Below are 24563 nucleotides of genomic sequence, written 5' to 3'. Positions count from 1 at the left end.
GCACACCCTCCATAACCCCCATCAAAATGAGACCCGGCTCCCTATTTTGCCGGTCAGACGTTAGACTTATTAACACCAGTGAACTGAGCGGTTCACCCTTCTGGAGTAAGGAACATCCATGAGCTTCGAACTTACGCCGATCCCGGTCAATGACGACATTCTCGACGCCGTTGCCTCAGGCTCCTACTACTCGCCCCACTCTGTGCTGGGCGCGCACCTCGGTGACGACGGTGTCACCATCCGAGTCGTCGCGCACCTGGCCGACGCGGTCGACATCATCACCCCCACCGGCGCCTACGCTGCCACGCACGAGCGCGGCGGCATCTGGGTTGCGGCCCTGCCCGGCAAGGAGATCACCGCCTACCGCGTGTCCGTCACCTACGGCGAGGACACGATCGTGCGCGACGATCCCTACCGGTACCTGCCCACCCTGGGCGAGATGGACACCTACCTCATCTCTGAGGGCCGCCACGAGAACCTCTGGAACGTTCTCGGCGCGCACGTGAAGACCTACACTGACGAGCTGGGCGAGACCACCGGTACCGCCTTCGCCGTGTGGGCCCCCAACGCCCGCGCCGTGCGCGTCGTCGGCGAATTCAACTACTGGGACGGCACCCAGACCTCCATGCGTTCGCTGGGTTCGTCCGGCGTGTGGGAGATCTTCGTCCCCGAGGTCGGCGTCGGCGCCCGCTACAAGTTCGAGATCCAGGGCCCCGGCGGCAACTGGTTCCAGAAGGCCGACCCGATGGCTCGCGCCACCGAGATTCCCCCGGCCACGGCCTCGGTCGTCACCGACTACTTCCACGAGTGGACCGACCAGGAGTGGATGTCCGCCCGCAAGGACCGCAACGTCCACAACGGCCCGATGTCCATCTACGAGGTCCACGCGGGCTCCTGGCGTCAGGGCCTGGGCTACCGCGAGCTGGCCGACGAGCTGGTCCCCTACGTCAAGCAGATGGGCTTCACGCACGTGGAGTTCATGCCGCTGGCCGAGCACCCCTTCGGTGGCTCGTGGGGCTACCAGGTGACCTCCTACTACGCGCCCTCCTCGCGCTACGGTACCCCGGACGACTTCCGCTACCTGGTGGACGCCTTCCACCGCGAGGGCATCGGCGTCATCCTGGACTGGGTCCCCGCCCACTTCCCCAAGGACGACTTCGCGCTGGCCCGCTTCGACGGCACCCCGCTGTACGAGGATCCGGACCCGCTGCGCGGCGAGCATCCCGACTGGGGCACCTACGTCTTCAACTTCGGCCGCCGCGAGGTGCGTAACTTCCTGGTCGCCAACGCCCTGTACTGGCTCGAGGACTTCCATATCGACGGCCTGCGCGTCGACGCCGTGGCCTCGATGCTGTACCTGGACTACTCGCGCAAGGACGGCCAGTGGCGTCCCAACCAGTACGGTGGCCGCGAGAACCTGGAGGCCATCGAGTTCATCCAGGAAGCCAACGCGACCGCGTACCGTCGTCACCCCGGCATCGTCATGATCGCCGAGGAGTCCACGGCATGGCCCGGCGTGACCGCCCCGACGTCCGGCGGCGGCCTCGGCTACGGCATGAAGTGGAACATGGGCTGGATGAACGACACCCTGCGCTACCTGAGCGAGGATCCGGTCAACCGCCGCTGGCACCACGGCGAACTCACCTTCTCGCTGGTCTACGCCTTCTCCGAGAACTACGTGCTGCCGCTCTCGCACGACGAGGTCGTGCACGGCAAGGGCTCGCTGATTTCGAAGATGCCCGGCGACAAGTGGCAGCGCCTGGCGGGCCTGCGCTCCCTGTACGCCTACCAGTGGAGTCACCCGGGCAAGCAGCTCATCTTCATGGGCCAGGAGATCGGCCAGGAGCAGGAGTGGAACGAGTCCTACTCCCTCGACTGGTGGCTGCTGGATCAGGAGGGGCATGCAGGCGTCGCCGCGCTGGTGGAGCGCCTCAACAAGATCTACGCCTCCTCCCCCGCCATGTGGGACGACGACTACACGGGCTTCGAGTGGATCGATGCCTCGGACGGCGACCACAACCTGATCTCCTACCTGCGTAAGGGATCGGACGATGAGGGCAACCGCGAGGTCGTCGTGTGCATCTCGAACTTCGCCGGCAACCCGCACGAGGGCTACCGCGTGGGCCTGCCCTTCGGCGGCGAGTGGGTCGAGATCCTGAACACGGACTCCGAGGAGTTCGGCGGCTCGGGCGTCGTCAACGTCGGTACGATCATCGCCGAGGACACCCCGTGGAACGGCCGCCCGGTCTCCGCGTCGCTGCGCGTGCCGCCGCTGGGCGCCGTGTGGCTGGTGCCCGCCTCGCAGGTGCGCTGACGCCGTAGGCTGATACAACGAGGCCGGAGCAGGGATTCCTGCTCCGGCCTCGTTCGTTTTCTGGTCGTTGCGGCATCGGCACGCTCCGGTATCAGCGGGCGCGACGTTTAGAAGCCGGCCCTCCCCCGGTCGATCTGCCCCTGCAGCTTGATGAGTTCGCGCCTCACTTCGGGGTCAGACTCGCGGTCGATTTTCTTCGTCAGTTCGTTGTGCGTGGAATGCCATCCGTACCACACGACGACCAAGACGAACACGACAGCGACGATGATCCATGCTGCCATGATGAGGGCCCCTTTCCGCAACTGTGCGTTGGCACGACGGTATCACATGAGGAGCATCGCCAGGCGCGTACGCGCCTTGGAGACCTCGGGGGTCGAGCCTGCGACCCGGAAGAGGTCAAGGAGACGCAGGCGCAGCGCGTCGCGCTCCTCAGCGTCCGTGGAGGCGGCGAGCAGGTCAAGCAGCACGTCAAAGGCTCCAGCGGCGTCGCCCGCAGCGAACAGCGTGTCCGCACGTGCGGCGGGATCGGTAGCGTCGGCCTGCGCGCTACGGGCCGCCAGTCGCACGCGGGACAGGTGAGACTTCGCGTCTTCGTCGCGCGGATTCAGCTCGATGACCTTCTCCCAGCCGGCGATGGCCTCGTCGAGGTTCCCGGCGGCCTCGGCGGCCAGGGGCGCCTCGTGCTCGGGCGGGGTCGGGGCGACGGTATCCTCGGCGGCCACGGCGATGCGCGCCGTGACGCCCATCTGCGCGGCGGCATCGAGCACCTGCGTGACGATGGGAAGCACCTGTTCCTTGGCAGCCGCGCCCTGGAAGAGCGGAACGGGACGCCCGCCAACGAGAGCGACGACCGTGGGCACACCCTGGATCTGGAACGCCTGAGCGATCGCGGGCGCCTTGTCGATGTCGACCTCGACCAGCTGGAACTTGCCCGCCTGCTCGCGCGCGATCTCCTCGAGCATGGCCAGTGCAGGCTTGGACTCGAGCGAACGCGGCGACCACATGATCATGATGACCGGCACGGCCTGGGAGGTGGACATGACGTCCTGGAAGTTCTCCTCGTCCGTGGTGGTGATCAGCGGGATGTGCAAGCCCTCCCCCGCTGCGGGAGCGGCGGACTCCTCGGGAGCGGGTGCGCTCGAACGTGCCGACAGGTCGACGGCTCCGTGCGAGTCTGCGGGCATAGGCGTCGCCTCGGATGCGGGACGAGGGTCAGGCGTAGTCATGGTGTCCTCTTCGTCAAAACAGTTGTTACTAAGAACGATGATATGCGTCGTCCCCACGACTCTAAGCCGCGGGGACGATGTGTGCGCTGTGGGTGAAAATCAGCCCGGGCTCGACGAAGGATCGAGCGTCACGGACACAATGGCGTACTCGCCACCAACGATCTGGGGAATTCCCCCCGCTGTCTTCGACGGAATGCGCATGAGGATCGTCGCCAGGTACTCCGCAGTAGCGGTGCCTTCGACCGTCGTGCCGTCAGCACTCATCGTCGCCGTCTTGCCGCCCAGGTTCATGGTCGCACCCGCGACCGTGCGCTGGTAGGTCAGCGTGAACTTGAAGTTGGCCGCAACCAGAGCCGAACCGTCCTGGAGAACCAGGCCGGAAATCGGGTAGTCCGTCGCCGTGGCCGCGGCGGTCACGCTACCGGCAGCGCTCACCGAGGAGTTCAGATCAGTGACGTTCGACAGGTAGGTCTTCGTGAAGTCGTCCGCGACAAACTGCGTGGTGTCCTGGGTGCCGGAGTTCAGCATCGTGATGTACTGAGCGAGCGCCGCTTCGGGGCTCACCGTGAAGCCCTCGGAGGTACCGGTCACGTAGGCGGAGCCGGTGCCCACGGGGGGCAGCGTCAGCTGGGTGCCGCCCAGGAGGCGCGCATAGTTCGTCAGCTGGTAGTCCGAACGCGCGGAATCCTGCACGTAGACCTGCACCACGGGCAGGGCCGTGGAGGAGGACTCGGAGATGTTGAAGATCGCACGAGGCCACGAGTCGGAGTTCGTGATGGCCAGCGAGGCCGGCGTGAAGTCCAGGGCCTGCGGTGTCTGGCCCGAGGCCGTGGCGTACGCGTACTGAGCAGTGCGGTATGCCAGGGCACCCTGCGAAACGCGGCCCGACAGGTCTGAGGCGTTCAGCGACGCATCCGCAGTGGTCATGGCCTTACCGGTCGCGTCGAGCACGGAGGAGATGCGCTCGAGGTCGAGGTTGGCGGCGCTCTGTGCCTCCTCACCCGACTGGGCGACAATCTCGTTCGAACATGCGCTCATTCCCAGAGCAGAGGTCATGAGCAGGGCGGCCGCAGCGGCGGCGAGGGTGCGTCGTTTCATCACTTACCTTCCTGGCGGTCCTTCAGCCAGCCGGACATGATCGAGGTCCAGCCGCCCGTCGAGGACGCGTCATCATCGGGTGCCGACGTCGGCGCGGGAGCCTGCTCGGCAGCGCGCGGACGCGTCACCGGGATCAGGCCCGTGTTGAATTCCTGGCCGTCGACCACGACGACCTGCTCACCGTTGTTGCGGGCTTCGCGCAGCGCGCGGCGCGACGGCAGCGTGCGACCACCGCGAATACCGGACAGGTCGATGACGCCGGTGTCGGTCGTGGCGCGCTCCGGCGGATCCTGGTCGATCGGACCATTATCGAGGCCGTGGCGACCGCGGCGCTCAAAGGTATCGGTCAGCGGGTCCGGGACGTACTCCTCGGAGGCGTCAACAGTAGGCTGTGCCTGCTCGGCGTTCTCGTCCGAGGCCTCGGCGGGCTCCACGGGGGCCTCATCGGCGGGCTCGGTCTCGGCACTGTCCTCAGCCACGGCCTCGTCAGCTTCTGCGACGGGAGCTTCGTCGTCCTCGGCCTCGTTCTTGCCGGACGCGAAAGCTGCGGCGCCCCACGTGGGAGCGTTGTCTGCGGGCTGGTCGTCGGTGTCAGCCTCAGGCTGCTCCGACTCTTCCACGGACGGCTCGTCGGCCTTTGCCGGCTCAGAGGCCGCGACGGCAGCCGGGGCAGCCTCGCGGGCGGCGGCAATGCGCTCGGCGACGGCGGCGGAGTTGATCGAGGAGGTCTCGAGCGAGTCAGCCTTACGGCGCTCTTCAATGCGGGCCTCGCGAATCTTGCGCAGACGCAGGAGCTGCCAGCGCGTGAGGAAGAGCGCGAGGGCAATCAGCGCGAAGACACAGGCGGCAAGGAACGCGATGATGGCGAGGGTGTTGGTCTGCTCGACCTTCCAGGTCAGCGTCAGGGTCAGGTCGTCGGGGCCAGCGGCCGACGCGGCGAGAGCGGAACGGCCCGACGGAACGTTCTCGAGGTCCAGGCTCACGGTGCCCTCACCGCTGGCCTGCTTGAACCACATGTCGGAGGAGGCGAGCTGCTGCACGAGGTCGGCCGACGACGGCTCGGCGAGGGGCTGCGCACCGGACTGCACGCCCGACTGAGCCCCCGACTGTGCGCCGGGCTGGGTCGGGGTGGGTGACGGGACGCGAGACGGGCCGATCGCATCGTGCGACTCGGCCTTCAGCTTCGTGCGGTCGGACTCGACGCCGATGACCTCGGTGTAGGCAGCATCGCCAATCCAGCCCTTGACGTCCTGCGTGGTGCCGATGCTCAGCGTCACGGGTGCACCCGACTTCGACGTCGCGGTGACCGTCACGTCGTCCTTCACGATCGACAGCACGTTGCCGCGCGTCATGATCAGATCGGTCGAAGACACGACCGACGAGACCTGATGCGTCGGCGGCCGCAGCACGGTCACACCGAGCAGCCCGACGAGCACGCATACGAGAGCCACAACGCCCATCGACGATGCCGCCACGTATCGCTTAAAGAGTTCCACGGTTGCTCCTCACGTCCAACACCCACACTGCGGGCATTCTTCAGGCTCCACTTTACGTGCTAACCCCGTTGACGGCCGAATTCGCACGCGGGGCAGTGATGCATCACATCCGCGCGTCACAGGGGACGCAGTCCTCGCCGCCAGCACTCCGAGTGCCAATGACGGCGTCCCTCTACTCCCTGGGGCAGGCCAAACGGCGCTTCTTCGGGCCACGCAACCACGTGCGCACTGCCCACGGGAATCGGGCGCAAGCAGGCCGGGCAGGTGTATTCCTTCGCCGAACCGGGCAGGCGGCGCACCTGATAATCGCCCCCGTCAGGGCCGCGTTCCGTACGCGGCACGGAGGCGAGGCGGTCCATCTGCAATGGACGCGCCTCGCCCCACGGTCGTTTCTTGCTTCGTTTGCCTCTCACGCAACCACAGTGCCACGTCGCCAGACGCGGCGCACGACGAGGTCAGAGTCGACCTCGACGATGTCGGCCTTCTTTCCGGCCGCCAGCGAGCCGATCGTATCGTCGCCGAGAATCGTGGCTCCCTGAGCTGAGGCCATGTACACGGCGTCAACGAGCGGGATCCCGCCCTTGGTGACGGCTACGCGCACGCAGTCCATGAGGTGCGCCGTGCCGCCCGCGATGGAGTTGCCGTGAGCCAGGCGAGCGACGCCGTCCTTCACGATGACGTCCTGGGGGCCGAGCGTGTATTCGCCATCGGCCATGCCGGCGGCCGCCATCGCATCGGTGATGAGAACGACGTGCTCGCGGCCGACCAGTTCGTACACGTCGCGAACGAGCGACGGATCGACGTGGACGGAGTCGCATATCAGCTCGGCGACAGCACCGCCGCGCGCGGCATCCGAGAGGAACTCGGCAATCGGGCCGGTGTCACGGTGGTGCAGCGGGCGCATGCCGTTGAACAGGTGGGTGATCGTCGCACGCGGGCCGCGCTTGGTCTCCACCTGGGCGAAACGCTCGCGCGAGTAGGCCAGGGCCTCGCGAGCCTTCACGGAGTTGGAGTCAGTGTGTCCCCAGGACGGCACCGCTCCCCCGTCGATGAGGGCCTCGGCGACCGAGCCGGGGCCGTAGGCATTCGGCTTCTCGGGGGCCAGCGTCATGGACAGTGCGTATCCCTGGCAGTCCTCGATGAGGGTGCGCGTCAGGTCAGCGTCGGGATCGACGATGTACGTCGGGTCCTGGGCGCCGCAGCGCTCGTGGGAGACGAAGGGGCCCTCGAAGTGGATACCGGCAAGCTCGTCGGCCTTCGCCAGCTCAGCCAGGGTCTTCGCACGCGCACGCAGCACCTCGGCGGAGGCGGTCACGCAGGATGCGACCAGGGAGGTCGTGCCGTGACGGCGATGCTCAAGGACAGCAACGAGAGCAGCCTCGGCGGTCTCGGCGTTGGGGAAGGACTCTCCGCCGCCGCCGTGGCAGTGCACATCGACGAGGCCGGGCAGGTAGGTCGCATCGCTGGCCTCGGGCGCCTCGCCCTCGTATTCGGAAACGGGACACACACGGGTAATAGTCGCGCCGTCGAACTCGATGATTCCGTCCTCAACGACGGTATCTTCCAGAACCAGACGGCCACGCAACACAGAAGTAGTCATGCACTAATTGTGGCACACATGACACTTCACTGCTGCGTCTCGGACAACCATTTCTCCCAGTCTCCGAACGCCCGTCGCGCCGATTCCTCATAGGTCCCGCAGCCGTCGGCAGTCACAACCTGGCTGCCGGGGGCGCGCACAGCAACCACGCGTCCACCTGCGACAGCAATCGGACGGAACATCCCGTTCTTCGCAGGGCAGATCAAAGCCTCGCCTGCCTCGTCCGTCAGACAGGAACGGTCCTTATAACCGACATGCAGCTCATCGAATGAGGGCAGCGCGAGCATCGCCTCGGCCTCGTCGCTGAAGGCTTCCACGAGGTCAGCAAGGTCAGCGCGAGCCAGGCCACCTTCAAACTCCGCGATGGGCAGGCCGATATTTTTCCCCGCCACGCGCGCCCCAGCCATCGCCCGACGCGCTTCGGTGAGAGTCAACCCGGTCCACCTAGCCAGGTCCGCCTCGTCGATGGGACCGTGCCCCCAGGCGTAACGCGCTGCCAGGACCGCGAGGGCTTCTTCGTGCCCAGCCTCCCCTTTCGCAACCCCGGGGGCAGCCGGAAGTGAACGCGCGTCAATGATCCGGTGTTCACCCGCGCACACAGGACCAGCGGTGAGCACACCATCCAAATGGAGGCGCATGATGAGGTGGCGGCGCCGTAGCCCTTCCTGTGCGGAAGAAACCGTCACTGTATCGATCCCACTACTTCCCCACGCCGCGACAAGCTCGGCGCGGCTCACTCCCTGGGGTGAGGTCTCCAGTAGGTCACACGCAACCTGCGCCGCACGCTCGACGAGAGCATCAGTGAGGCCCAGAGAAGACGCCTGGCGTTCCCACGCCGCACGGCGGTGACGCAGCAGTCGGCGCAGCCAGTGGTGGTCACGGGCGCTCGTCACGTGAATGGTGCCGCGCATCGGCCAGGATCGAACCAGCTCACCGCGCGCGAAGGACTCCTCGACGCGAGCGCGCGACACACCCGTGCAGCGCACACCGATCGCCCACGGGATCGCGCTCGCCTGTTGGCCTTGCAGTGCCAGCAGATTCTCCACGGCGTCCAGCGGCGAGCGCGCCACGGTCGCAGGGACGAGTCCTTGGGCGATGATTCTCCCCAGGCTCACCCGACGGGATGTCTCCATCAGAAAAGTCGAGACTCGGGGTCATCAACCCCGCGCATCGCGTCGTAGTCGAGAACCACGCAGCGGATACCGCGATCCTCGGCGAGGGTACGAGCCTGCTTGGTGATCTCCTGGGCTGCGAAAATACCGGTCACGTCGCCCAGAAGCGCATCGCGCCCCAGCAGCGACAGGTAGCGCGTCAGCTGCTCAACGCCATCGATGCCGCCCCGGCGCTTCACCTCGATCGCCACGTGGTTGCCGTCGGCGTCGCGCACCATGAGGTCCACCGGGCCCACGGGCGTGGGGAACTCGCGGCGCACCAGCTCCCAACCCTCACCGAGGATCTGGGGCACCTGCTCCGCGAGAAGCTCCTGCAGGTGCGCCTCAACGCCGTCCTTGACGAGGCCGGGGTCGACGCCCAGGTCCTCGGTGACATCCGCGATGATCTCGTGGATGCGGATGATCAGCTTGTCGTCAGTCTTGTCGGCCTGAACCGTCCAGACCTGCTCGACACCCTCCTCGTCCTCGCCGGGTTCCCCCATGGAGACCGTACAGGGTGCCGTCATCCAGTTGAGCGGCTTGTAGGAACCGCCCTCGGAATGGATGAGGACCGAGCCGTCACCTTTGAGCATGATGACGCGCTTGGCGGGGTCCAGGTGGGCGCTCAGACGACCGGAATAATCAACGGTGCAGGTAGCAATAACAATACGCACCCCGTGAGCTTACCAATCCTGCTCACACGAGGCGCGGAGGACCGGACTCCACCCAGGAGACCAATCCGTTATATGTCAAGCGTTCTACGGCCACCTCGTAACGATGGTCACCGTACGCCAGGCGCACTTCAACGACAGATCCGTCAGCCGAGTGCGCGATCGGAGCCGAAACCTCCATGCCCCGACGCGGGATCGAATACACCGGCTTGAAGGTCAGTCCCACCAGCCGATACCAGGACAGCTCCTCGACGCCGTACACGCCGATGCCGGCCGTCCATCCCGAATGAACGTCCGGGCGCGACCAACAGCGGAACGCGCCCAAACGCGAAACGATCCTGCGGGCGCGCACATTCATGTACGCCCACAGGATCGCCCCCACGCACGCGAGGAGAACCGCACACCAGATCACAATCGTCATCAGGCTCATGAGGTCCTCCTCGCGTTGCGTCGAATTACTGTTCTGCCACTGTAGCGTGGTCGGCCACGACCGTGACGAAATCCGAGTCGACTGAGGCGAATCCCCCAGTGACCTGGAAGGACACGACCTCGTCCGCGCGCGACACCGTCACAGTTCCCTCGCTCAGCTGAGCGAGGAGCGGCTGACGGCCTGGCAGCACACCGAGGCTTCCGTCGACCGTCGGAAACTGGACGGACGCAGCCGCGCCGTGCCACAGGCGTCCCTCGTGGGAGACGACCTCGACCTGCAAGGACTTGCCCGATGCCATCAGGCTTCCTTGGCCAGCTCGTGAGCGTTGCGCTCCAGGTCGTCGATACCACCGCAGTTGTAGAACGCCTGCTCCGGGACATCGTCGTAGTAGCCCTCGGCGATACGCTTGAACGCCTCGATGGTCTCCGACAGCGGCACGGTCGAGCCGGGCACGCCCGTGAACTTCTCGGCCATGTACATGTTCTGCGACAGGAACTGCTCGATGCGACGAGCACGCGCGACGGTGACCTTGTCGTCCTCGCTCAGCTCGTCGACGCCGAGGATGGCGATGATGTCCTGCAGTTCCTTGTTCTTCTGCAGGATGGCCTTGACGTGCGTGGCGACGTCGTAGTGCTCGCGGCCGACGAGGGCCGGGTCGAGGATACGCGAGGTCGAGGCCAGCGGATCCACGGCGGGGTAAATACCCTTGGCCGCGATCTCACGGGAGAGCTCGGTCGTCGCATCCAGGTGAGCGAAGGTCGTCGCCGGAGCCGGGTCGGTGTAGTCGTCGGCGGGAACGTAGATCGCCTGCAGCGAGGTGATCGAGTGGCCGCCGGCCGACGTAATGCGCTCCTGGAGCAGACCCATCTCGTCAGCCAGGTTGGGCTGGTAGCCCACGGCCGAGGGCATGCGGCCCAGCAGCGTGGAGACCTCGGAGCCCGCCTGGGTAAAGCGGAAGATGTTGTCGATGAACAGGAGGACGTCCTGGTGCTGAACATCGCGGAAGTACTCCGCCATGGTTAGGCCCGTCAGGGCGATGCGCAGACGCGTGCCCGGCGGCTCGTCCATCTGGCCGAAGACGAGGGCGGTCTTGTCGAAGACGCCCGCCTCTTCCATTTCGCCAATGAGGTCGTTGCCCTCACGGGTACGCTCGCCAACGCCGGCGAACACCGAGACGCCGCCGTGGTCCTGGGCCACGCGCTGGATCATCTCCTGGATGAGGACGGTCTTGCCGACGCCCGCACCACCGAAGAGGCCGATCTTGCCACCCTGCACGTAGGGGGTCAGCAGGTCGATGACCTTGATGCCGGTTTCGAACATCTTAGTGCGCGCCTCGAGCTGGTCGAAGGCCGGGGGCTGGCGGTGGATCGGCCAGCGCTCGGTGACCTCGAGGGTCTCGCCCTCTTCGAGGTTCAGCACGTCGCCGGTCACGTTGAACACGTGGCCCTTGGTGACGTCGCCGACGGGGACGGTGATCGGGGCGCCGGTGTCGGTGACGGGGGCGCCACGCACGAGGCCGTCGGTCGGCTTCAGCGCGATGGTACGCACGAGGTTGTCACCGAGGTGCTGGGCGACCTCGAGGGTCATCGTGAATGTCGACTCGCCCTCACCCTGGCCCGCGAGGTTCACCTCGACGGTCAGCGCGTTGTACAGCGGCGGGATGCGGTCCGGGGGAAACTCGACATCGACGACAGGGCCGACGACGCGTGCGACGCGTCCCTCGGCGATTGCATGTGTATCAGTCATGGTGTTACTCCGTGTCTCGAAGGGCTTAGCTCGCGTTAAGAGCGTCGGCCCCGCCCACGATTTCGGTGATTTCCTGGGTAATTTCCGCCTGGCGGGCCGAGTTCGCCAGACGCGTGTACTTGGTGATGAGCTCGTTCGCGTTGTCCGTCGCGGTGTGCATGGCGCGCTGGCGCGATGCAAGCTCGGACGCTGCCGACTGAAGGAGCACGTTGTGGATACGCGCCTCCACGTACAGGGGAAGAAGCGTGTCCAGAACAGCTTCCGCAGAAGGAATGAACTCGTACTCCGGCTGGGCCAAGGACGGATCGTCCGCGAAGCCGCGTTCGGTGGCACGCTCCTCGTCCGATTCGGGGGCGTCCACAACCGTCAGCGGCAGCATCTGGCGCACCTCGGGGACCTGGCTCATGACGGTCTTGAAGCGCGTGTACACGAGGTGCAGGGCGCCGACACCCGTATCGGGGTCCTTGTCCAAGAAACGTTCGAGCAGCACGTTCGCCATCTCACGCGCGGTCTCGGCAGACGGAGAATCCGACTCCCCTTCCCACTCGCGTTCGATGTCAACGCCGCGGAAGCGGAAGTACGCCGAGGCCCTGCGACCAAAGGTGTAGACAACGGGCTCGTAGCCGTCCTCACGCAGGTCCGCGATGAGCTTCTCCGATTCGCGCAGGATGGTCGCCGAGTATGCTCCGGCCATACCGCGATCCGATGCCACGACCAGGATGGCCACGCGATTGGTGTCTTCGCGTTCCTCGGTCAGCGGGTGGTCGAGGTCCGTGTGAACCGCGACCGCCGCGACCGCCTGGGTTAGGGCCTTTTCGTAAGGCCCCGCCTCGGTGGCAGCGCGCCGCGCCGCGCCAATGCGAGACGCAGCGATCATCTCCATGGCGCGGAAGACCTTCGCGAGCGTCGTCGTCGAGGCGATACGCTGCTTGTAGATCCTCTGCTGTCCACCCATCGCTTAGGCCTTCTCGCTCGTGCGACCGCGCGAGATTTCCTCGCGGGTGCGCTCAGCCACGACCTCGCCGTCCTCGAGTTCGGCGGCGCCACGTCCGGCGCTGATCCACTGGTGGTGGAACTCCTCAACGGCGTTCTTGAGCGCCTCCTCCGTCTCGGAGGTCAGGTCGCCGGTCGCCGCGATCGTGTCGAGCACGGTGGAGTTCGCGTGGAGGTGGTCGAGCAGGCCGCGCTCGAAGCGCAGGACGTCCTCGACCTCGATGTCATCGATGTAGCCCTTGGTGCCCATCCAGATCGAGGCGACCTGGTCTTCCATCGCGTAAGGCGTGGACTGAGGCTGCTTGAGCAGCTCCATGAGGCGCTCACCGCGGGTCAGCTGACGACGAGTCGCCGCATCCAGGTCGGAAGCGAACATGGCGAAGGCAGCCATCGAGCGGTACTGCGCGAGCGTCAGCTTGAGCGTACCGGCGACCTTCTTCATGGCCTTGGGCTGCGCCGCGCCACCAACACGGGACACGGAAATACCGACGTCGACGGCGGGACGCTGGTTCGAGTTGAACAGGTCGGACTGCAGGAAGATCTGACCGTCGGTGATCGAAATGACGTTGGTCGGGATGTAGGCCGACACGTCGTTCGCCTTGGTCTCGATGATCGGCAGGCCGGTCATCGAACCGCCACCCAGGGCATCCGAGAGCTTCGCGCAACGCTCCAGCAGGCGGGAGTGCAAGTAGAAGACGTCACCGGGGTAGGCTTCGCGGCCCGGCGGGCGACGCAGCAGCAGCGACACGGCGCGGTAGGCCTCGGCCTGCTTGGACAGGTCGTCGAAGACGATGAGGACGTGCTTGCCCTGGTACATCCAGTGCTGACCGATGGCGGAACCCGTGTAGGGGGCCATGTACTTGTAGCCGGCGGGATCCGAGGCCGGGGAGGCCACGATGGTCGTGTACTCCATGGCGCCAGCGTCCTCGAGCGTGGAGCGCACCGAAGCGATGGTCGAGCCCTTCTGGCCGATCGCCACGTAGATGCAGCGCACCTGCTTGTTCGGGTCGCCGCTCTTCCAGTTCTCACGCTGGTTGAGGATCGTATCGAGGGCGATCGCGGTCTTACCGGTCTTGCGGTCGCCGATGATGAGCTGACGCTGGCCGCGGCCAACCGGGATCATCGAGTCGATGGCCTTCAGACCGGTCGCGAGGGGCTCGTGGACGCTCTTACGCGCCATAACGCCGGGCGCCTGCAGCTCGAGCGCGCGGCGCCCGTCCAGGTCCGTGATCTCGCCGAGGCCGTCGATCGGGCGGCCAAGCGGGTCGACCGTGCGACCCAGGTAGCCGTCACCGACGGGAACCGAGAGAACCTCGCCCGTGCGGTGCACGACCTGGCCCTCTTCGATGCCGCCGAAGTCACCGAGGACGACGGCACCGATCTCGCGCTGGTCGAGGTTCATGGCCAGGCCCAGCGTCCCGTCCTCGAAACGCAGCAGCTCGTTCGCCATGGTGCCGGGCAGGCCCTCGACGTGCGCGATACCATCGGCCGTTTCGATGACGTGACCCACCTCTTCGGTGGCCACGTCCGCCGGACGGTAGGACTCCATAAAGGAGTCCAGTGCTCCGCGGATTTCCTCCGGGGAGATGCTGAGGTCAGCCATGAGGATTCCTAACTAGGTAAAAGAAATTAATGTGTGTACGAGAAGTGCTAGCTGGCGATCGCGTCGCGCGCTGCACTGATGCGGCTGGCCAACGAGGCGTCGATCGCGGTCATGCCCGCGCGCAGGCGGAATCCGCCCACGACCTCGGGATCAATCGAGATCGCCAGGTCAACGTCCGTGCCGTAGCGCTTCGAGAGGATGGAACGAAGGCGCTCAACCTGAGTCTCACTCATCGGGGTCGCCGTGGCGACGGTAACGAAGAGACGGTCCTGCATAGTCGCTGCCCACTGGGCGTAGCGACGCAGGTTGTGCAGCAGACGACCGTGGTTCGAGCGTCCGACCGCCCGACGCACGAGACGCATCGTCCAGGTGCTGACGTGCTTGCCGAAAAGCTTCGACGCGACATCGCCGCGCTCGTGTGCGTCGCCCTTGGATTTATCCGACAGGCGCACGCGGACCTCGCGGTGGTGTGCCAGGAAGTAGCGCACCTGGAACAGCTCCTCACGGACCTGCTCGAGAGCTCCCTGGGCACCGGCGGCATTGAGCACGCCGAGGATGCCGAGCACTTCGAGCGTGTCCGCCACATCCGCCGGATGACGCCAGTGGTCGGCGACGACCGCATTCACGACGGACAGCGTCGCAGCCGTCACGTGCGAAGCGAACGCGCTGGAGGCGAGCCCCTGCTTATCTGCGACCGACCGCGCCGGGTCGGTCGCTGCACGCGCGAGACGAGTGTTCTCCTTGAACAGGTCAGCCAGGCCGAAAAAATCCTCGGCAACCCGCATTGGGTCGGTGCCGGGTGTGGCCAGGGCCGCCGCCAGCTCCTTCGCAAAGGGGACGGACTCGATCGTGCGCATCTGTGTCATCGCTTCTCCTCGACCCGAGCGCTGTCGGCCTCGAGCTCGTCAAGGAAGCGATCGACCACGCGAGAAGTCAGCGCCGTGTCGGTGAGGTGCTCACCGATGATCTTCTCTGCCAGCTCGGAGGCGAGAAGACCCACCTCGGAGCGCAGGGAAATCTGCGCGGCCTGCTTCTCGGCGAGGATCTGACGCTCGGAGGCCTCGAGAATACGGTTGGCCTCGCTGGTTGCCTCGTGACGGGCGGCGGCCACGATGGCCTTCGCTTCGTCGTTGGCGCGCTCACGGATGGTGTGCGCTTCAGCGTGAGCCTCGCGGATGATCTCCTCGCGCTTGAGCGCAGCGGTAGCCTGATCGGCCTTCGCTTGCTCGGCAGCGCCGAGGCCCTCCTCGATCTTCGCAGCGCGCTCGTCCATCGTCTTGTAGATGCGAGGCAGCGCGTAGCGTCCGACGAGGAGCAGGACGATAAGCAGAACGAGAGCCGACCAGAAAATCTCGTACAGCGGCGGCAGGATGACGGCGAGGCCGCCGACCTCCTGGTCCGACGCGGCGACAATCTGGTGCATGGCGATCACTTAACGATGAGCGGCAGAACGAAGCCGATGAGGCCGAGGGCCTCGACCATGCCGGCGCCGATGATCATGTTGGTGAAGAGACGACCGGCAACCTCGGGCTGACGGGCGGTCGCTTCCTGGGTCTTGCCGACCATGAGGCCAATACCGAGGCCGGGGCCCAGGGTGGCGAGGCCGTAGCCGATGTAGGCGAATGCTGCGGTTCCCATAGTGGTTTCCTTCTGTTAGTAACGCCGGGTGGCGTTGGGGGTCAGTGATGTTCGACGGAAAGCTTGATGTAGACGGTCGACAGGATCGTGAAAATGTACGCCTGCAGGAAGGCCACGAAGACCTCGAAGCCCGTCATGACAAACATGGCGGCACCGGTCAGCGCGGACGCGGCGGACAGGACGGAGAGTTCGTGGAGCAGAATCGCCGTTCCAAAGTAGGTCATACCCAGCAGGAGGTGGCCCGAGATCATGTTGCACAGAAGACGCAGGGTCAGCGTGACGGGGCGAACGATAAAGTTCGAGAGGAACTCGATGGGCGTGATCAGCAGGTACATGGGGACGGGCAGTCCCGGCGGGAAAAGCTGCGAGGAAAAGAAACCGCCGACGCCCTGCTTGGAGATACCCGCACCGATGAAGGTCACGTACGTGATGAGAGCGAAGACCATCGGCACGGCGACAACCGACGAGGCTGCGATGTTGATGCCGGGAATGATGCCCGCAATGTTCATGGACAGGACGCCGAAGAACAGGAAGCCAATGAAGCCGGAGAACTTGCGGCCGGTCTTGGGGCCAAGCATGTCGAGGGCAACATTGTCGCGAATGTAGCCGGCGATCGCCTCGACGGCCATCTGGCCGCGGGTCGGCACCAGCTGAGGCTTGCGCGCGACTGCGACGAGGATGAGCGAGACGAGTACGCCCATGATGACGCGGGCGAGAGTCAGTCGGTTGAACTCAAAGAACGTTCCCTCACCAAAAATCACGGTCGGGAAAAAGTCCTCGAGGGCCGGCTGGTGGGGGTGCTGCGTGAACGCAGGGTACGCGGTGAGTGCGATGACGATGAGAAGGACCGCGAGGCTCACCCAATACCAACGCGGCTTGGACGCGGTGCGGCGAGCAGGCGCGTGATCGGACACTGAATGTGCCTCCTTCATCTCAACTCCATTGGTTTGTGTCTGCTGCCGGGGCAACTCAACCATTCTATACAGAGAAGGGGCCGCCTAGCGCGCGCAAGGGTTACTGAGTGTCGCTCGGCGCGTCCACGTTCATCGTGCGCTTGCGCATCATAACCATCATCTCGACGGTCGAGGACACGATAATCGCGATGATCGTGGCGATTGCGGCAACTCGCACGTCCATGCCCAGCGCGCGCGGAACGTACAGTCCGATGGCGAGCAGAGCGATCTTCGCCGCGTATCCGCCGGTCACCCATCCGATGAAGTGGGAGGGCGATCGCAGGGCGCGCGACGTGAAAAACCACTGCGCCGCAACGATGACGACGACCATGGCGAGGGCGAGCACGTAGGTCATGCGGAAACCTCCTCGGGAGTGGTCTCTTCCTTGGGGAATTCTCGGGTCGTGACGGCCACGCCGATAGCCGCAGCGGTGACTGCGACGAGAGTGACGCTCCACCACTCGAAGACGAGGAGCCCGACGGCGGGGACGCAGACAATGGCGGTCCACATCCACAGGATCGCAACGACCCCGCGGTGAGAGTGCCCGGCAACGAGGAGACGGTCGTGGAAGTGGGAGCGGTCGGCAACGAAGGGGCTCTTCCCTCGGCTCATGCGGCGAATCGAGGTGACGACCAGGTCGAGGACGGGCATAAAGATGACCGACAGCGGGAGGATGAGCGGCAGCGCGGACACGATCATCTGCTGCCGACCGAGCAGCGACGGATCGATCTTGCCGGTGACGATGATGCCGGCGGCGGCCAGGACGAGTCCCATGGTCTCCGCTCCCCCGCCCATCATGATCGAGGAGGGGTGGAAGTTGAACCAGAGGAAGCCGGCGCACACCCCGAGCAGCGCGATCACGATGAGGCTGGCGGTCGTCGCGTAGGAGGCCGCGCCCATGAGCCGGGTGATGATGTAGGAGTAGACGAAGAAGGACCCTGCGCCGATCGCGATCATGCCGGATGCCAGACCGTCGAGTCCGTCGATGAAGTTGACGGCGTTCATGATGCCGACGATGAAGAAGACGGAGACGAAGAGCCACAGTCGGGAGGATCCGAGCGTCAGGCCGAAAATCGGGAACGAGGCCAGCTGCACGCCGCCGAAAGCCATGCCGCCCGCGATGAGGACCTGCCCACCGAGCTTGGCCATCCAGTCGAGTTCGATGATGTCATCGACGATGCCGAGGATGCACATGGCGCCGGCGCCGGCCATGACGGCCCACGGGACCGTCGTCGTAAAGAGCGGCGCCATGTAGGGGATCCGGGAGGCAAGCAGCATCGTGACGATCAGTGCGATGGTCATCGCGACGCCGCCCAGGCGCGGGATGGGTTTCTTTTGCAGGTCCCGTCCGCGCAGGGGCGGCAAGATATTGAACTGCAGGCACGCCCAGCGCACGGCCGGGGTCAGCAGGATCGTCAGGGCCATCGCGATGGCCCCCAGCAGCAGGTAGACCTTCACGAAGCGGCCCCTTCGACGGGGGCGATGGGCACGCCAGCGGCTGCACTGAGGTCATCCAGGGAGATGGTCCCCAGGCGGAGCGCGCGGGGCGTCTCGTGCGCGAAGTCAACGATCGACGAGGCCGTGGAACCCTGGGTGGGACCACCGTCGAGGTAGGCGGACACTCGGGTTCCGAAGTATCCGACGGCCTGTTCAACCGAGGTCGCGGGGGGCTGACCGGTCAGGTTCGCGGAGGTGACGGCCATTGGTCCGAAGTCATGCAGGAGGCGCAGGAGGGCCGTCTGGTTCGGCATGCGCACACCAATGGTGCCGCCGGTTTCGCCCAGGTCCCACCCGAGGTCGGGGCGGGCACGCAGGATGAGGGTGAGTCCGCCGGGCCAGAAGGCACGCGCAAGAGCGCGGGCGGCCTCGGGCACATCGACGCACAGCGAGTCGATCGCGTCGACGGAGGCGACGAGCACGGGCGGAGGCATCTGCCGTCCGCGGCCCTTGGCGGACAGGACGGCGGCGACGGCCTCGGCGTTGGCCGCATCCGCGCCAATGCCGTAGACGGTGTCCGTCGGTACGACGAGGAGATGGCCGTCGCGCAGCTCCCGCTGGGCGCGCGCCAGGTCGTCCTCGCTCAGGGAAGGAACGGCGCTCAGGATCGTCTCTGTACTCATCGTGTTCATTGTGTCACGGATGCCGTGGGCTTCGTCGATTCGGGCGCGCGGGCGCTCAGGAAACGTCGCCTGCCAGCCAGGTCGGGCAGGGTTGCGATGTCCGTCATTCCGAGCTGCGCGGCGATCGCCACCATGGCTTCTTCCTGCGAGGGCGAGTGTTCCATCAGCAGGACACCGCCGGGACGCAGGAGGGTGAGCGCGCGACGCGCGATGCGCGCGGGGATCTCGGTTCCATCCGGGCTTCCCCCGTACAGGGCGACGTGCGGATCAGCGCTGGCCTCGGGCTGAGTGGGCATCTCATCGGCGGGAACGTAGGGCGGGTTGGTGACGACGACGTCAACCATGCCGTCCAGGTGCGCAAGCGTCGCCGAATCCGTCGCGTCGCCTCGCTCCAAGTGCAGGCAGGGAACCCCCACAGCGTCACGGTTCTGACAGGCCAGGGCGAAGGGCTCGGCTTCCTTTTCGACTGCCCAGACCTCCGTGCAGGTGGTCTCAACGGCGACCGCCAGCCCGATCGCGCCGGAGCCGGCGCACAGGTCGACGACGCGAGCCTCACCGTGGCGGGCGACGACCGCCATGGCCTCGTCAATCGCGAGGCCGGCAAGAACCTCGGTCTCCGGGCGCACGACGAACACGCCGGGGCGGGCGGCAAGGGTCAAGCCACGGAAGAACATGCGACTCGTGACGTGCTGAAGGGGAATGCGCAGAGCCCTCTCCCCCACCGCCGAGCGCAGTTTCTCGGCCTGGTCCTCGTTCAGCTCCGCCGGCAGGTCCCACTGGGACGAGGCGTCACACGCCCACTCGAGCAGCTCACGCACGTCCGCATCGACCGAGTCGATGCCGGCCTTCGTCAGGCGTTCGCGCGCCCACGAACGCGCATCCGTCACAGACCACGTCCCCATGTCTCCTCCAATCACGACTGAGCGGCGGCAGCCAGGCGCTCAGCCTCATCAGCTTCCTGCAGCGAAGCGATCACTGCATCGAGCGCACCGGACAGAACCGCGTCCAGATTGTGAGCCTTGAAGCCCGTGCGGTGATCCGCGATGCGGTTCTCCGGGAAGTTATAGGTGCGGATACGCTCCGAGCGATCCACGGTGCGCACCTGGGACAGACGCTGGGCCGAGGCCTCGGCTTCCTTCTTCGCCCTCGCCTCGGCGGCCAGTCGCGAGGCCAGCACGCGCAGCGCGGCCTCCTTGTTCTGCAGCTGCGACTTCTCATTCTGCATCGACACGACGATGCCCGAGGGAATGTGCGTGATGCGCACGGCGGAGTCGGTCGTGTTGACCGACTGGCCACCGGGACCGCTGGACCGATAGACGTCGATACGCAGATCGTTCGGGTCGATGACGATCTCCTCGTCATCCTCGATCTCCGGCATGACGAAAACGCCTGCGGCGCTCGTGTGAATGCGGCCCTGCGACTCGGTGACGGGCACGCGCTGCACGCGGTGCACCCCGCCCTCGTACTTCAGGTGCGCCCACACGCCCTCGTCGGGTGCGGGCGTGCCCTTCGCACGGATCGCGAGCGTAATGTCCTTGAAACCGCCGAGCTCCGTGTGGGTCGCACTCATCTCGGTGACGCTCCAGCCGTGCGCCTCCGCGTAGCGGGCGTACATGCGCGCCAGATCGGAGGCGAACAGCGCGGATTCTTCGCCGCCCTCACCCGCCTTGATCTCAAGGATGACGTCCATCGCATCCTCGGGGTCGCGGGGAGCCAGAATCTTCACGAGCGCCTCGTGGGCGGCCGCTTCCTCTTCCTCGAGGGCGGGAATCTCGTCGGCGAAGGAACGATCTTCGGCGGCCAGCTCTCGGGCGGCCTCGAGGTCTCCCGAGGCTGAGGAGAGCCTATCGGCAGCGGCCTTCACGCGGCCAAGCTCGGCGTAGCGTCGGCCGACTCGGCGCATCAGCTGCGGGTCCGCCAGCGTCTGGGGATCCGCCATCTGCGCCTCGACCTGCTCATATTCCTGCAGCAGGGGGCCCAGGGCACCGAGTTCATCCGTCGCGGCCACGATTCACCACTTCCTTCGTTCCATACAGTTGACAAAGCGGCGGCGCCGTCGGCCGTGAGGCCAACGACACCGCCGTTGAGCTAGCCGCTCACCCTCACTTGGAGGGGCGCACGCGCTTGCCGTAGCGAGCCTCGAACTTGGCGACGCGGCCGCCGGTGTCGAGGATCTTCTGCTTGCCCGTGTAGAACGGGTGGCAGGCCGAGCACACGTCCACGCGCATCTCACCGGAGGTGATGGTGGAACGGGTGTGGAACGAGTTGCCGCACGTGCAGGTCACGACGGTGTCCACGTATTCGGGGTGAATACCCTGCTTCATGGAGTTTCTCCTGGATCGTTTGGTGCCCCGGGTCCGGACATGCAGCGTCCCCCGCATCTGGCGGGGACTCACCTTCCAGCGCGCCAAAAGCGCCTGGGGCATGCCGGTGAACCGGTAAGCCGACACGACATTATCGCACACGCCCCCACCCCCTTCAACGAGGGAAGGCCCCCACGGGCGTGACATCGGCTATGGGCGGGCACCGAGCACAGCGCTCAGCGTGTGCGCCCGCGCGGATCGAGGTTTGCGGCCGACGTCAGGTAGTTCGCTCGCGAGGAGCCGTACCGCGAGGTTCCGTCCCACACGAGGTAGCGATGGAGGTACGCGGGCGGCACGTAGAGCTCCGCGCCAAACGCCGTGAAGCGCGCGGTGGAATGGGCCGCACTCCCCTTGAGGTTGATACCCGCGCTGTTTGCGGTCAGGCGAATCGCCTGAGCGGGGTTGTAGGTGTACGTCACGCCGGCGATCCGGTAGGCGCCGAGGTAGCATGTCTCGTTCCTGCGCAGCTTCTCCCCCGCGCCCTTCCTCCAGCGCTTGTAACGCCTCCGCCCAATCATGGACGTGTCGGCACCGAGAGCCGCCTCGACGAGGCACACGAGCCGCACCCTGGCCTCGTCGGCGATGCGGTCGAGCTGCGTGAGTGCCCCAGCAGGATCAATCTGCGCGCGCTCGAGACTCGCCCCCAGCTCGTTGACAGCCAGGCGCTGCTCATCGAGCCACAGCACGAGGGAGGCAGCCATGCTGAGGACGGTCGGGTCCATGCTTCTACTCTGGACAGTTTGCGTGATGGTCTCGACGACGGTTAGGTCCTCGTACACCGGCCCCAGCTCGTTCTCCCACACCCTGCGCCAGGCAGGAGCCAGCGCGAACAGATCGCGCGCGGCCATCATCGCGGCGTGGGCATCCATCAGACCGTGGAAGTCCTTGACGATCTCATCCGCCTCCCACGCTGTTGCCGCGCTGAGCGAGGCGAGGAACGGAGGTGTCACCACCGTTGCAAGACGAACGCGAAGTTTCTCGTGCTCGGCCCGAGCTGCCTCGAGGCGCGCAGTCAGACCGCGGTCGTAGCGCCCGGTCCCGAGGAGTGGAAGAAAGGCACGCTCGACCTCCAGGTGACGCTTTTCGAGCGCCTCCCACTCATCGGATGCCTTCCGCATGTTCTCGCGGGCGACGCGGCGCAGCATCCACCCGCGCGCCCACAGGCCGATGCCCGCGAGCGTCGCCACCCACGCGTACCAGGTGGGCCACAGCATGCTGTGCGATGCACCGACGGACACGGCGATGCCGAGCCACACGGGGGCCACCAGAAAGAGGGCGAGACCCGCCAGGAGGCGCGCACAGCCTCGCGCGCTGCGCATGACCGCGCGAGGATGCTGGGGTGCGTGACTCATCGTTTCCGTTGCCTGAGACGTCATGGCTCCACTCTGGCACGGATCGCCTTCAGTTGCCCGGTATCCCGATGGGACTCAGAAGGACGAGGACGAGCCGGAACCCGAGAAGCCACCCGAGGATGAGCCGTAGTCCGCTGAACTGGTCGAGGAGCTGGACGGTTCGTAGTCCACGTAGCGATCGAGATACGTCGGATACGCCCAGACGGACACATTGTTCGCCTGGAAACGGCCGGACTTCTCCGCAGCCTTGCCCGTCAGGCGAACACCCGCAGAGTTCGCGGTCAGGCGGATCGTCGAGGCGGGGTTGTACTCATGGTGGTCACCGCCACTCAGGTACGTGCCCTTGTAGAGCACCTCGCTGGCGCTGACGGTACCGCCCTTGTTGCTTTCCCAATGCTCGTAGCGCTGACGCCCAGACGAGGAAGTGTCGGCGACGAGTGCCTGCCCGATGAGCTTCGTCAGTCGCGCGCGAGACTCGCTCGCGATTCGGTCCAGCTCGTCGAGAGCCTGCACCAGAGTGATCTCCGCGCGCTCCAGGCTCGTTCCGAGTCCGACGATGATGTCCCGCTGCTCGTTCGTCCAGCGGTTAAAGGCCTCGACTGCGTTCTTCACTTGACGCTTCTTGACGCGGTTGCGCACCTTGACTGAGATGGAATCCGCGGCTAACAGGTCTTCGAAGACCGGTCCCACCTCGTTGTCCCACAGATGGCGCCACCCCGGAGCCAGCGCGAAAAAGTCGCGGGCGGCGAAAATCGCGTCATCGGCGGCCGACAGCAGCTCGATATCTTCGAGCAGTTCCTCTCGCTCGCTTGCCGCGCCGGCGCTGAGGGATCCGAAAAACCCAGGGGATCGCAGGACGGAGACGCGCTCGCGCACCTTCTTGCGCTCCTGGTTAGCGCACCCGTAGCGCACGGTCAGCCCCTTGCTATATTGCCCCGCATCGACGATCGAGTGGAAAGCACGATCCACCTCCGAGCGACGCCCCTCCATCTCCTTCCACGCCTCAGCAATACGCTCGGAGCTTTCTCGTACCGTCCGGCGCAGGCTGCGTCCGCGCAGGAGCACGCCGATGCCCGTAAGCGAGATCAGCCATCCCGTCCAGTGAGGCCAGACGACTCGGTTCTTAATGCTGTAGCCTGCCTCGTTCGGGATGTTTGCGGCAGCCTTCGTGGCCGCGGCGACGATCCCCGCACTCCAGCGGCCCGCACGGAAGTCGTCCTTCGCGGCGTCCTGGATCTCCTCTTGCACGGACAGCAACGGGGCGATGTCCTCGCCGAAGTACGTCCCCACCTTGCGGTGGGTGGGCGACACCGACAGGATCAGGTAGCCGTCGGCCCACTTGTACCCATTGGGTGAGATCCACTCCTTATGCCCGGCCCGCGCGTACTTGAGGGTCGCCTCGTCGAGGTTGTCGTCCACCAGGTCATCCGTTGACAAGATGACGAGGTGGATGGGACGCGTGAACGTGACGTCGCCGAGGGCGTCTGTCAGCGTTCGCCCGTCGACCGGCCCGAAGCTTCCCGTCTCGTCGTGCACCTCGACAGACGGCGCGACGAGTTCGCTGGCTGGCACCGTGGGCCGGGTGAATTCAACGAAGGAGAACACCAGCCACACGGGAACGCAGATCGCCATGACGACGCCCAGCAGGATCCGGCCCACCCCTCGCACCGAGCGCTTCACGTCTCGCGCCGTCATGTGGCCGCGTTCCTCGTTTGCCGATTCGGTCGTCACTGAAGTCATGCATCCACTGTGTCACGGTCCGACCTCATGCGCGCGCTGGCTCAGCACTCTGATACCCGCAGCGACGAC

26 protein-coding genes are annotated in these 24563 nt (G+C 65.9%); 1 reads left to right on the top strand and 25 read right to left on the bottom strand.

Features of this window, described 5'->3' with window-relative positions:
- Nucleotides 1-118: 118 nt before the first annotated feature.
- The gene (gene glgB / locus FBF35_RS04235; protein ID WP_060566944.1) at nt 119-2314 is read left to right on the top strand and encodes a 1,4-alpha-glucan branching protein GlgB; all 2196 of its coding nucleotides are present in this window, start codon (nt 119-121) and stop codon (nt 2312-2314) included.
- 107 nt (nt 2315-2421) lie between these two features.
- On the opposite strand, the gene FBF35_RS04230 is transcribed toward glgB, so the two are convergent.
- The 25 genes from FBF35_RS04230 to FBF35_RS04110 form a co-directional block, all read right to left on the bottom strand.
- Nucleotides 2422-2595: a hypothetical protein gene (locus tag FBF35_RS04230; RefSeq protein ID WP_060566941.1), complete on the bottom strand. Its 174-nt coding sequence runs from the start codon at nt 2593-2595 to the stop codon at nt 2422-2424.
- 42 nt (nt 2596-2637) lie between these two features.
- Nucleotides 2638-3540: a tetratricopeptide repeat protein gene (locus FBF35_RS04225; RefSeq protein ID WP_241772563.1), complete on the bottom strand. Its 903-nt coding sequence runs from the start codon at nt 3538-3540 to the stop codon at nt 2638-2640.
- Between the two features lie 99 nt (nt 3541-3639).
- Complete coding sequence (locus tag FBF35_RS04220; protein WP_060566937.1) at nt 3640-4638, bottom strand: hypothetical protein; 999 nt, start codon at nt 4636-4638, stop codon at nt 3640-3642.
- Nucleotides 4638-6098, bottom strand: a complete 1461-nt coding sequence (locus FBF35_RS04215; RefSeq protein ID WP_060567193.1) for a hypothetical protein — start codon at nt 6096-6098, stop codon at nt 4638-4640. The genes FBF35_RS04220 and FBF35_RS04215 overlap by 1 nt, the downstream gene beginning before the upstream one ends.
- Nucleotides 6099-6250: 152 nt before the next feature.
- A complete protein-coding gene (locus FBF35_RS10625) occupies nt 6251-6493 on the bottom strand; it encodes a hypothetical protein (RefSeq protein ID WP_082632876.1) in 243 nt (80 codons plus the stop codon).
- 50 nt (nt 6494-6543) lie between these two features.
- On the bottom strand, nt 6544-7734 hold the full coding sequence (locus tag FBF35_RS04205) for an N-acetylglucosamine-6-phosphate deacetylase (protein WP_060566934.1): 1191 nt from the start codon (nt 7732-7734) through the stop codon (nt 6544-6546).
- 26 nt (nt 7735-7760) lie between these two features.
- A complete protein-coding gene (locus tag FBF35_RS04200; RefSeq protein ID WP_060566932.1) occupies nt 7761-8867 on the bottom strand; it encodes a DNA glycosylase AlkZ-like family protein in 1107 nt (368 codons plus the stop codon).
- Complete coding sequence (gene nucS, locus FBF35_RS04195) at nt 8867-9559, bottom strand: endonuclease NucS (RefSeq protein WP_060566929.1); 693 nt, start codon at nt 9557-9559, stop codon at nt 8867-8869. The genes FBF35_RS04200 and nucS overlap by 1 nt, the downstream gene beginning before the upstream one ends.
- A 22-nt stretch (nt 9560-9581) precedes the next feature.
- Nucleotides 9582-9986, bottom strand: a complete 405-nt coding sequence (locus FBF35_RS04190) for a DUF2550 family protein (protein WP_060566927.1) — start codon at nt 9984-9986, stop codon at nt 9582-9584.
- A 25-nt stretch (nt 9987-10011) separates the two neighbouring features.
- Nucleotides 10012-10284, bottom strand: coding sequence for a F0F1 ATP synthase subunit epsilon (locus FBF35_RS04185; protein WP_003792926.1), 273 nt, complete (start codon nt 10282-10284; stop codon nt 10012-10014).
- On the bottom strand, nt 10284-11732 hold the full coding sequence (gene atpD / locus FBF35_RS04180) for a F0F1 ATP synthase subunit beta (RefSeq protein WP_003792927.1): 1449 nt from the start codon (nt 11730-11732) through the stop codon (nt 10284-10286). The genes FBF35_RS04185 and atpD overlap by 1 nt, the downstream gene beginning before the upstream one ends.
- A 25-nt stretch (nt 11733-11757) precedes the next feature.
- Nucleotides 11758-12687 carry a F0F1 ATP synthase subunit gamma gene (locus tag FBF35_RS04175; RefSeq protein ID WP_060566925.1) on the bottom strand — a complete coding sequence of 310 codons (930 nt, stop codon included), beginning with the start codon at nt 12685-12687 and terminating at the stop codon, nt 11758-11760.
- Between the two features lie 3 nt (nt 12688-12690).
- Nucleotides 12691-14328 (bottom strand): F0F1 ATP synthase subunit alpha, encoded by a 1638-nt coding sequence (gene atpA, locus FBF35_RS04170; RefSeq protein ID WP_060566922.1) that lies wholly within the window; start codon nt 14326-14328, stop codon nt 12691-12693.
- Between the two features lie 47 nt (nt 14329-14375).
- The gene (locus FBF35_RS04165) at nt 14376-15194 is read right to left on the bottom strand and encodes a F0F1 ATP synthase subunit delta (RefSeq protein WP_060566920.1); all 819 of its coding nucleotides are present in this window, start codon (nt 15192-15194) and stop codon (nt 14376-14378) included.
- Nucleotides 15191-15751, bottom strand: coding sequence for a F0F1 ATP synthase subunit B (gene atpF, locus FBF35_RS04160; protein ID WP_060566919.1), 561 nt, complete (start codon nt 15749-15751; stop codon nt 15191-15193). The genes FBF35_RS04165 and atpF overlap by 4 nt, the downstream gene beginning before the upstream one ends.
- Before the next feature lie 5 nt (nt 15752-15756).
- Nucleotides 15757-15966: an ATP synthase F0 subunit C gene (gene atpE, locus FBF35_RS04155; RefSeq protein ID WP_003792932.1), complete on the bottom strand. Its 210-nt coding sequence runs from the start codon at nt 15964-15966 to the stop codon at nt 15757-15759.
- A gap of 41 nt (nt 15967-16007) precedes the next feature.
- Nucleotides 16008-16898 carry a F0F1 ATP synthase subunit A gene (gene atpB, locus FBF35_RS04150; protein ID WP_187348971.1) on the bottom strand — a complete coding sequence of 297 codons (891 nt, stop codon included), beginning with the start codon at nt 16896-16898 and terminating at the stop codon, nt 16008-16010.
- 82 nt (nt 16899-16980) lie between these two features.
- Nucleotides 16981-17274: a hypothetical protein gene (locus FBF35_RS04145; RefSeq protein WP_034467456.1), complete on the bottom strand. Its 294-nt coding sequence runs from the start codon at nt 17272-17274 to the stop codon at nt 16981-16983.
- Nucleotides 17271-18377, bottom strand: coding sequence for an MraY family glycosyltransferase (locus FBF35_RS04140; RefSeq protein WP_060566916.1), 1107 nt, complete (start codon nt 18375-18377; stop codon nt 17271-17273). The genes FBF35_RS04145 and FBF35_RS04140 overlap by 4 nt, the downstream gene beginning before the upstream one ends.
- Nucleotides 18374-19048 (bottom strand): L-threonylcarbamoyladenylate synthase, encoded by a 675-nt coding sequence (locus FBF35_RS04135; protein WP_060566914.1) that lies wholly within the window; start codon nt 19046-19048, stop codon nt 18374-18376. Before FBF35_RS04135 ends, FBF35_RS04140 begins: the two co-directional genes overlap by 4 nt.
- Nucleotides 19045-19941, bottom strand: coding sequence for a N5-glutamine methyltransferase family protein (locus tag FBF35_RS04130; protein ID WP_187348970.1), 897 nt, complete (start codon nt 19939-19941; stop codon nt 19045-19047). Before FBF35_RS04130 ends, FBF35_RS04135 begins: the two co-directional genes overlap by 4 nt.
- Nucleotides 19942-19952: 11 nt before the next feature.
- A complete protein-coding gene (gene prfA, locus FBF35_RS04125; RefSeq protein ID WP_082144892.1) occupies nt 19953-21047 on the bottom strand; it encodes a peptide chain release factor 1 in 1095 nt (364 codons plus the stop codon).
- A gap of 94 nt (nt 21048-21141) precedes the next feature.
- Nucleotides 21142-21363, bottom strand: coding sequence for a 50S ribosomal protein L31 (rpmE, locus tag FBF35_RS04120; protein ID WP_007589405.1), 222 nt, complete (start codon nt 21361-21363; stop codon nt 21142-21144).
- A 215-nt stretch (nt 21364-21578) separates the two neighbouring features.
- Nucleotides 21579-22778 carry a DUF5129 domain-containing protein gene (locus tag FBF35_RS04115; protein ID WP_241772562.1) on the bottom strand — a complete coding sequence of 400 codons (1200 nt, stop codon included), beginning with the start codon at nt 22776-22778 and terminating at the stop codon, nt 21579-21581.
- Nucleotides 22779-22829: 51 nt separating this feature from the next.
- The gene (locus FBF35_RS04110; protein ID WP_241772561.1) at nt 22830-24494 is read right to left on the bottom strand and encodes a DUF5129 domain-containing protein; all 1665 of its coding nucleotides are present in this window, start codon (nt 24492-24494) and stop codon (nt 22830-22832) included.
- Between the last annotated feature and the right edge of the window lie 69 nt (nt 24495-24563).

The organism is Schaalia odontolytica (assembly GCF_005696695.1).
GTDB lineage: Bacteria > Actinomycetota > Actinomycetes > Actinomycetales > Actinomycetaceae > Pauljensenia > Pauljensenia odontolytica_C.
This window is presented reverse-complemented; position numbering and strand designations above follow the sequence as displayed.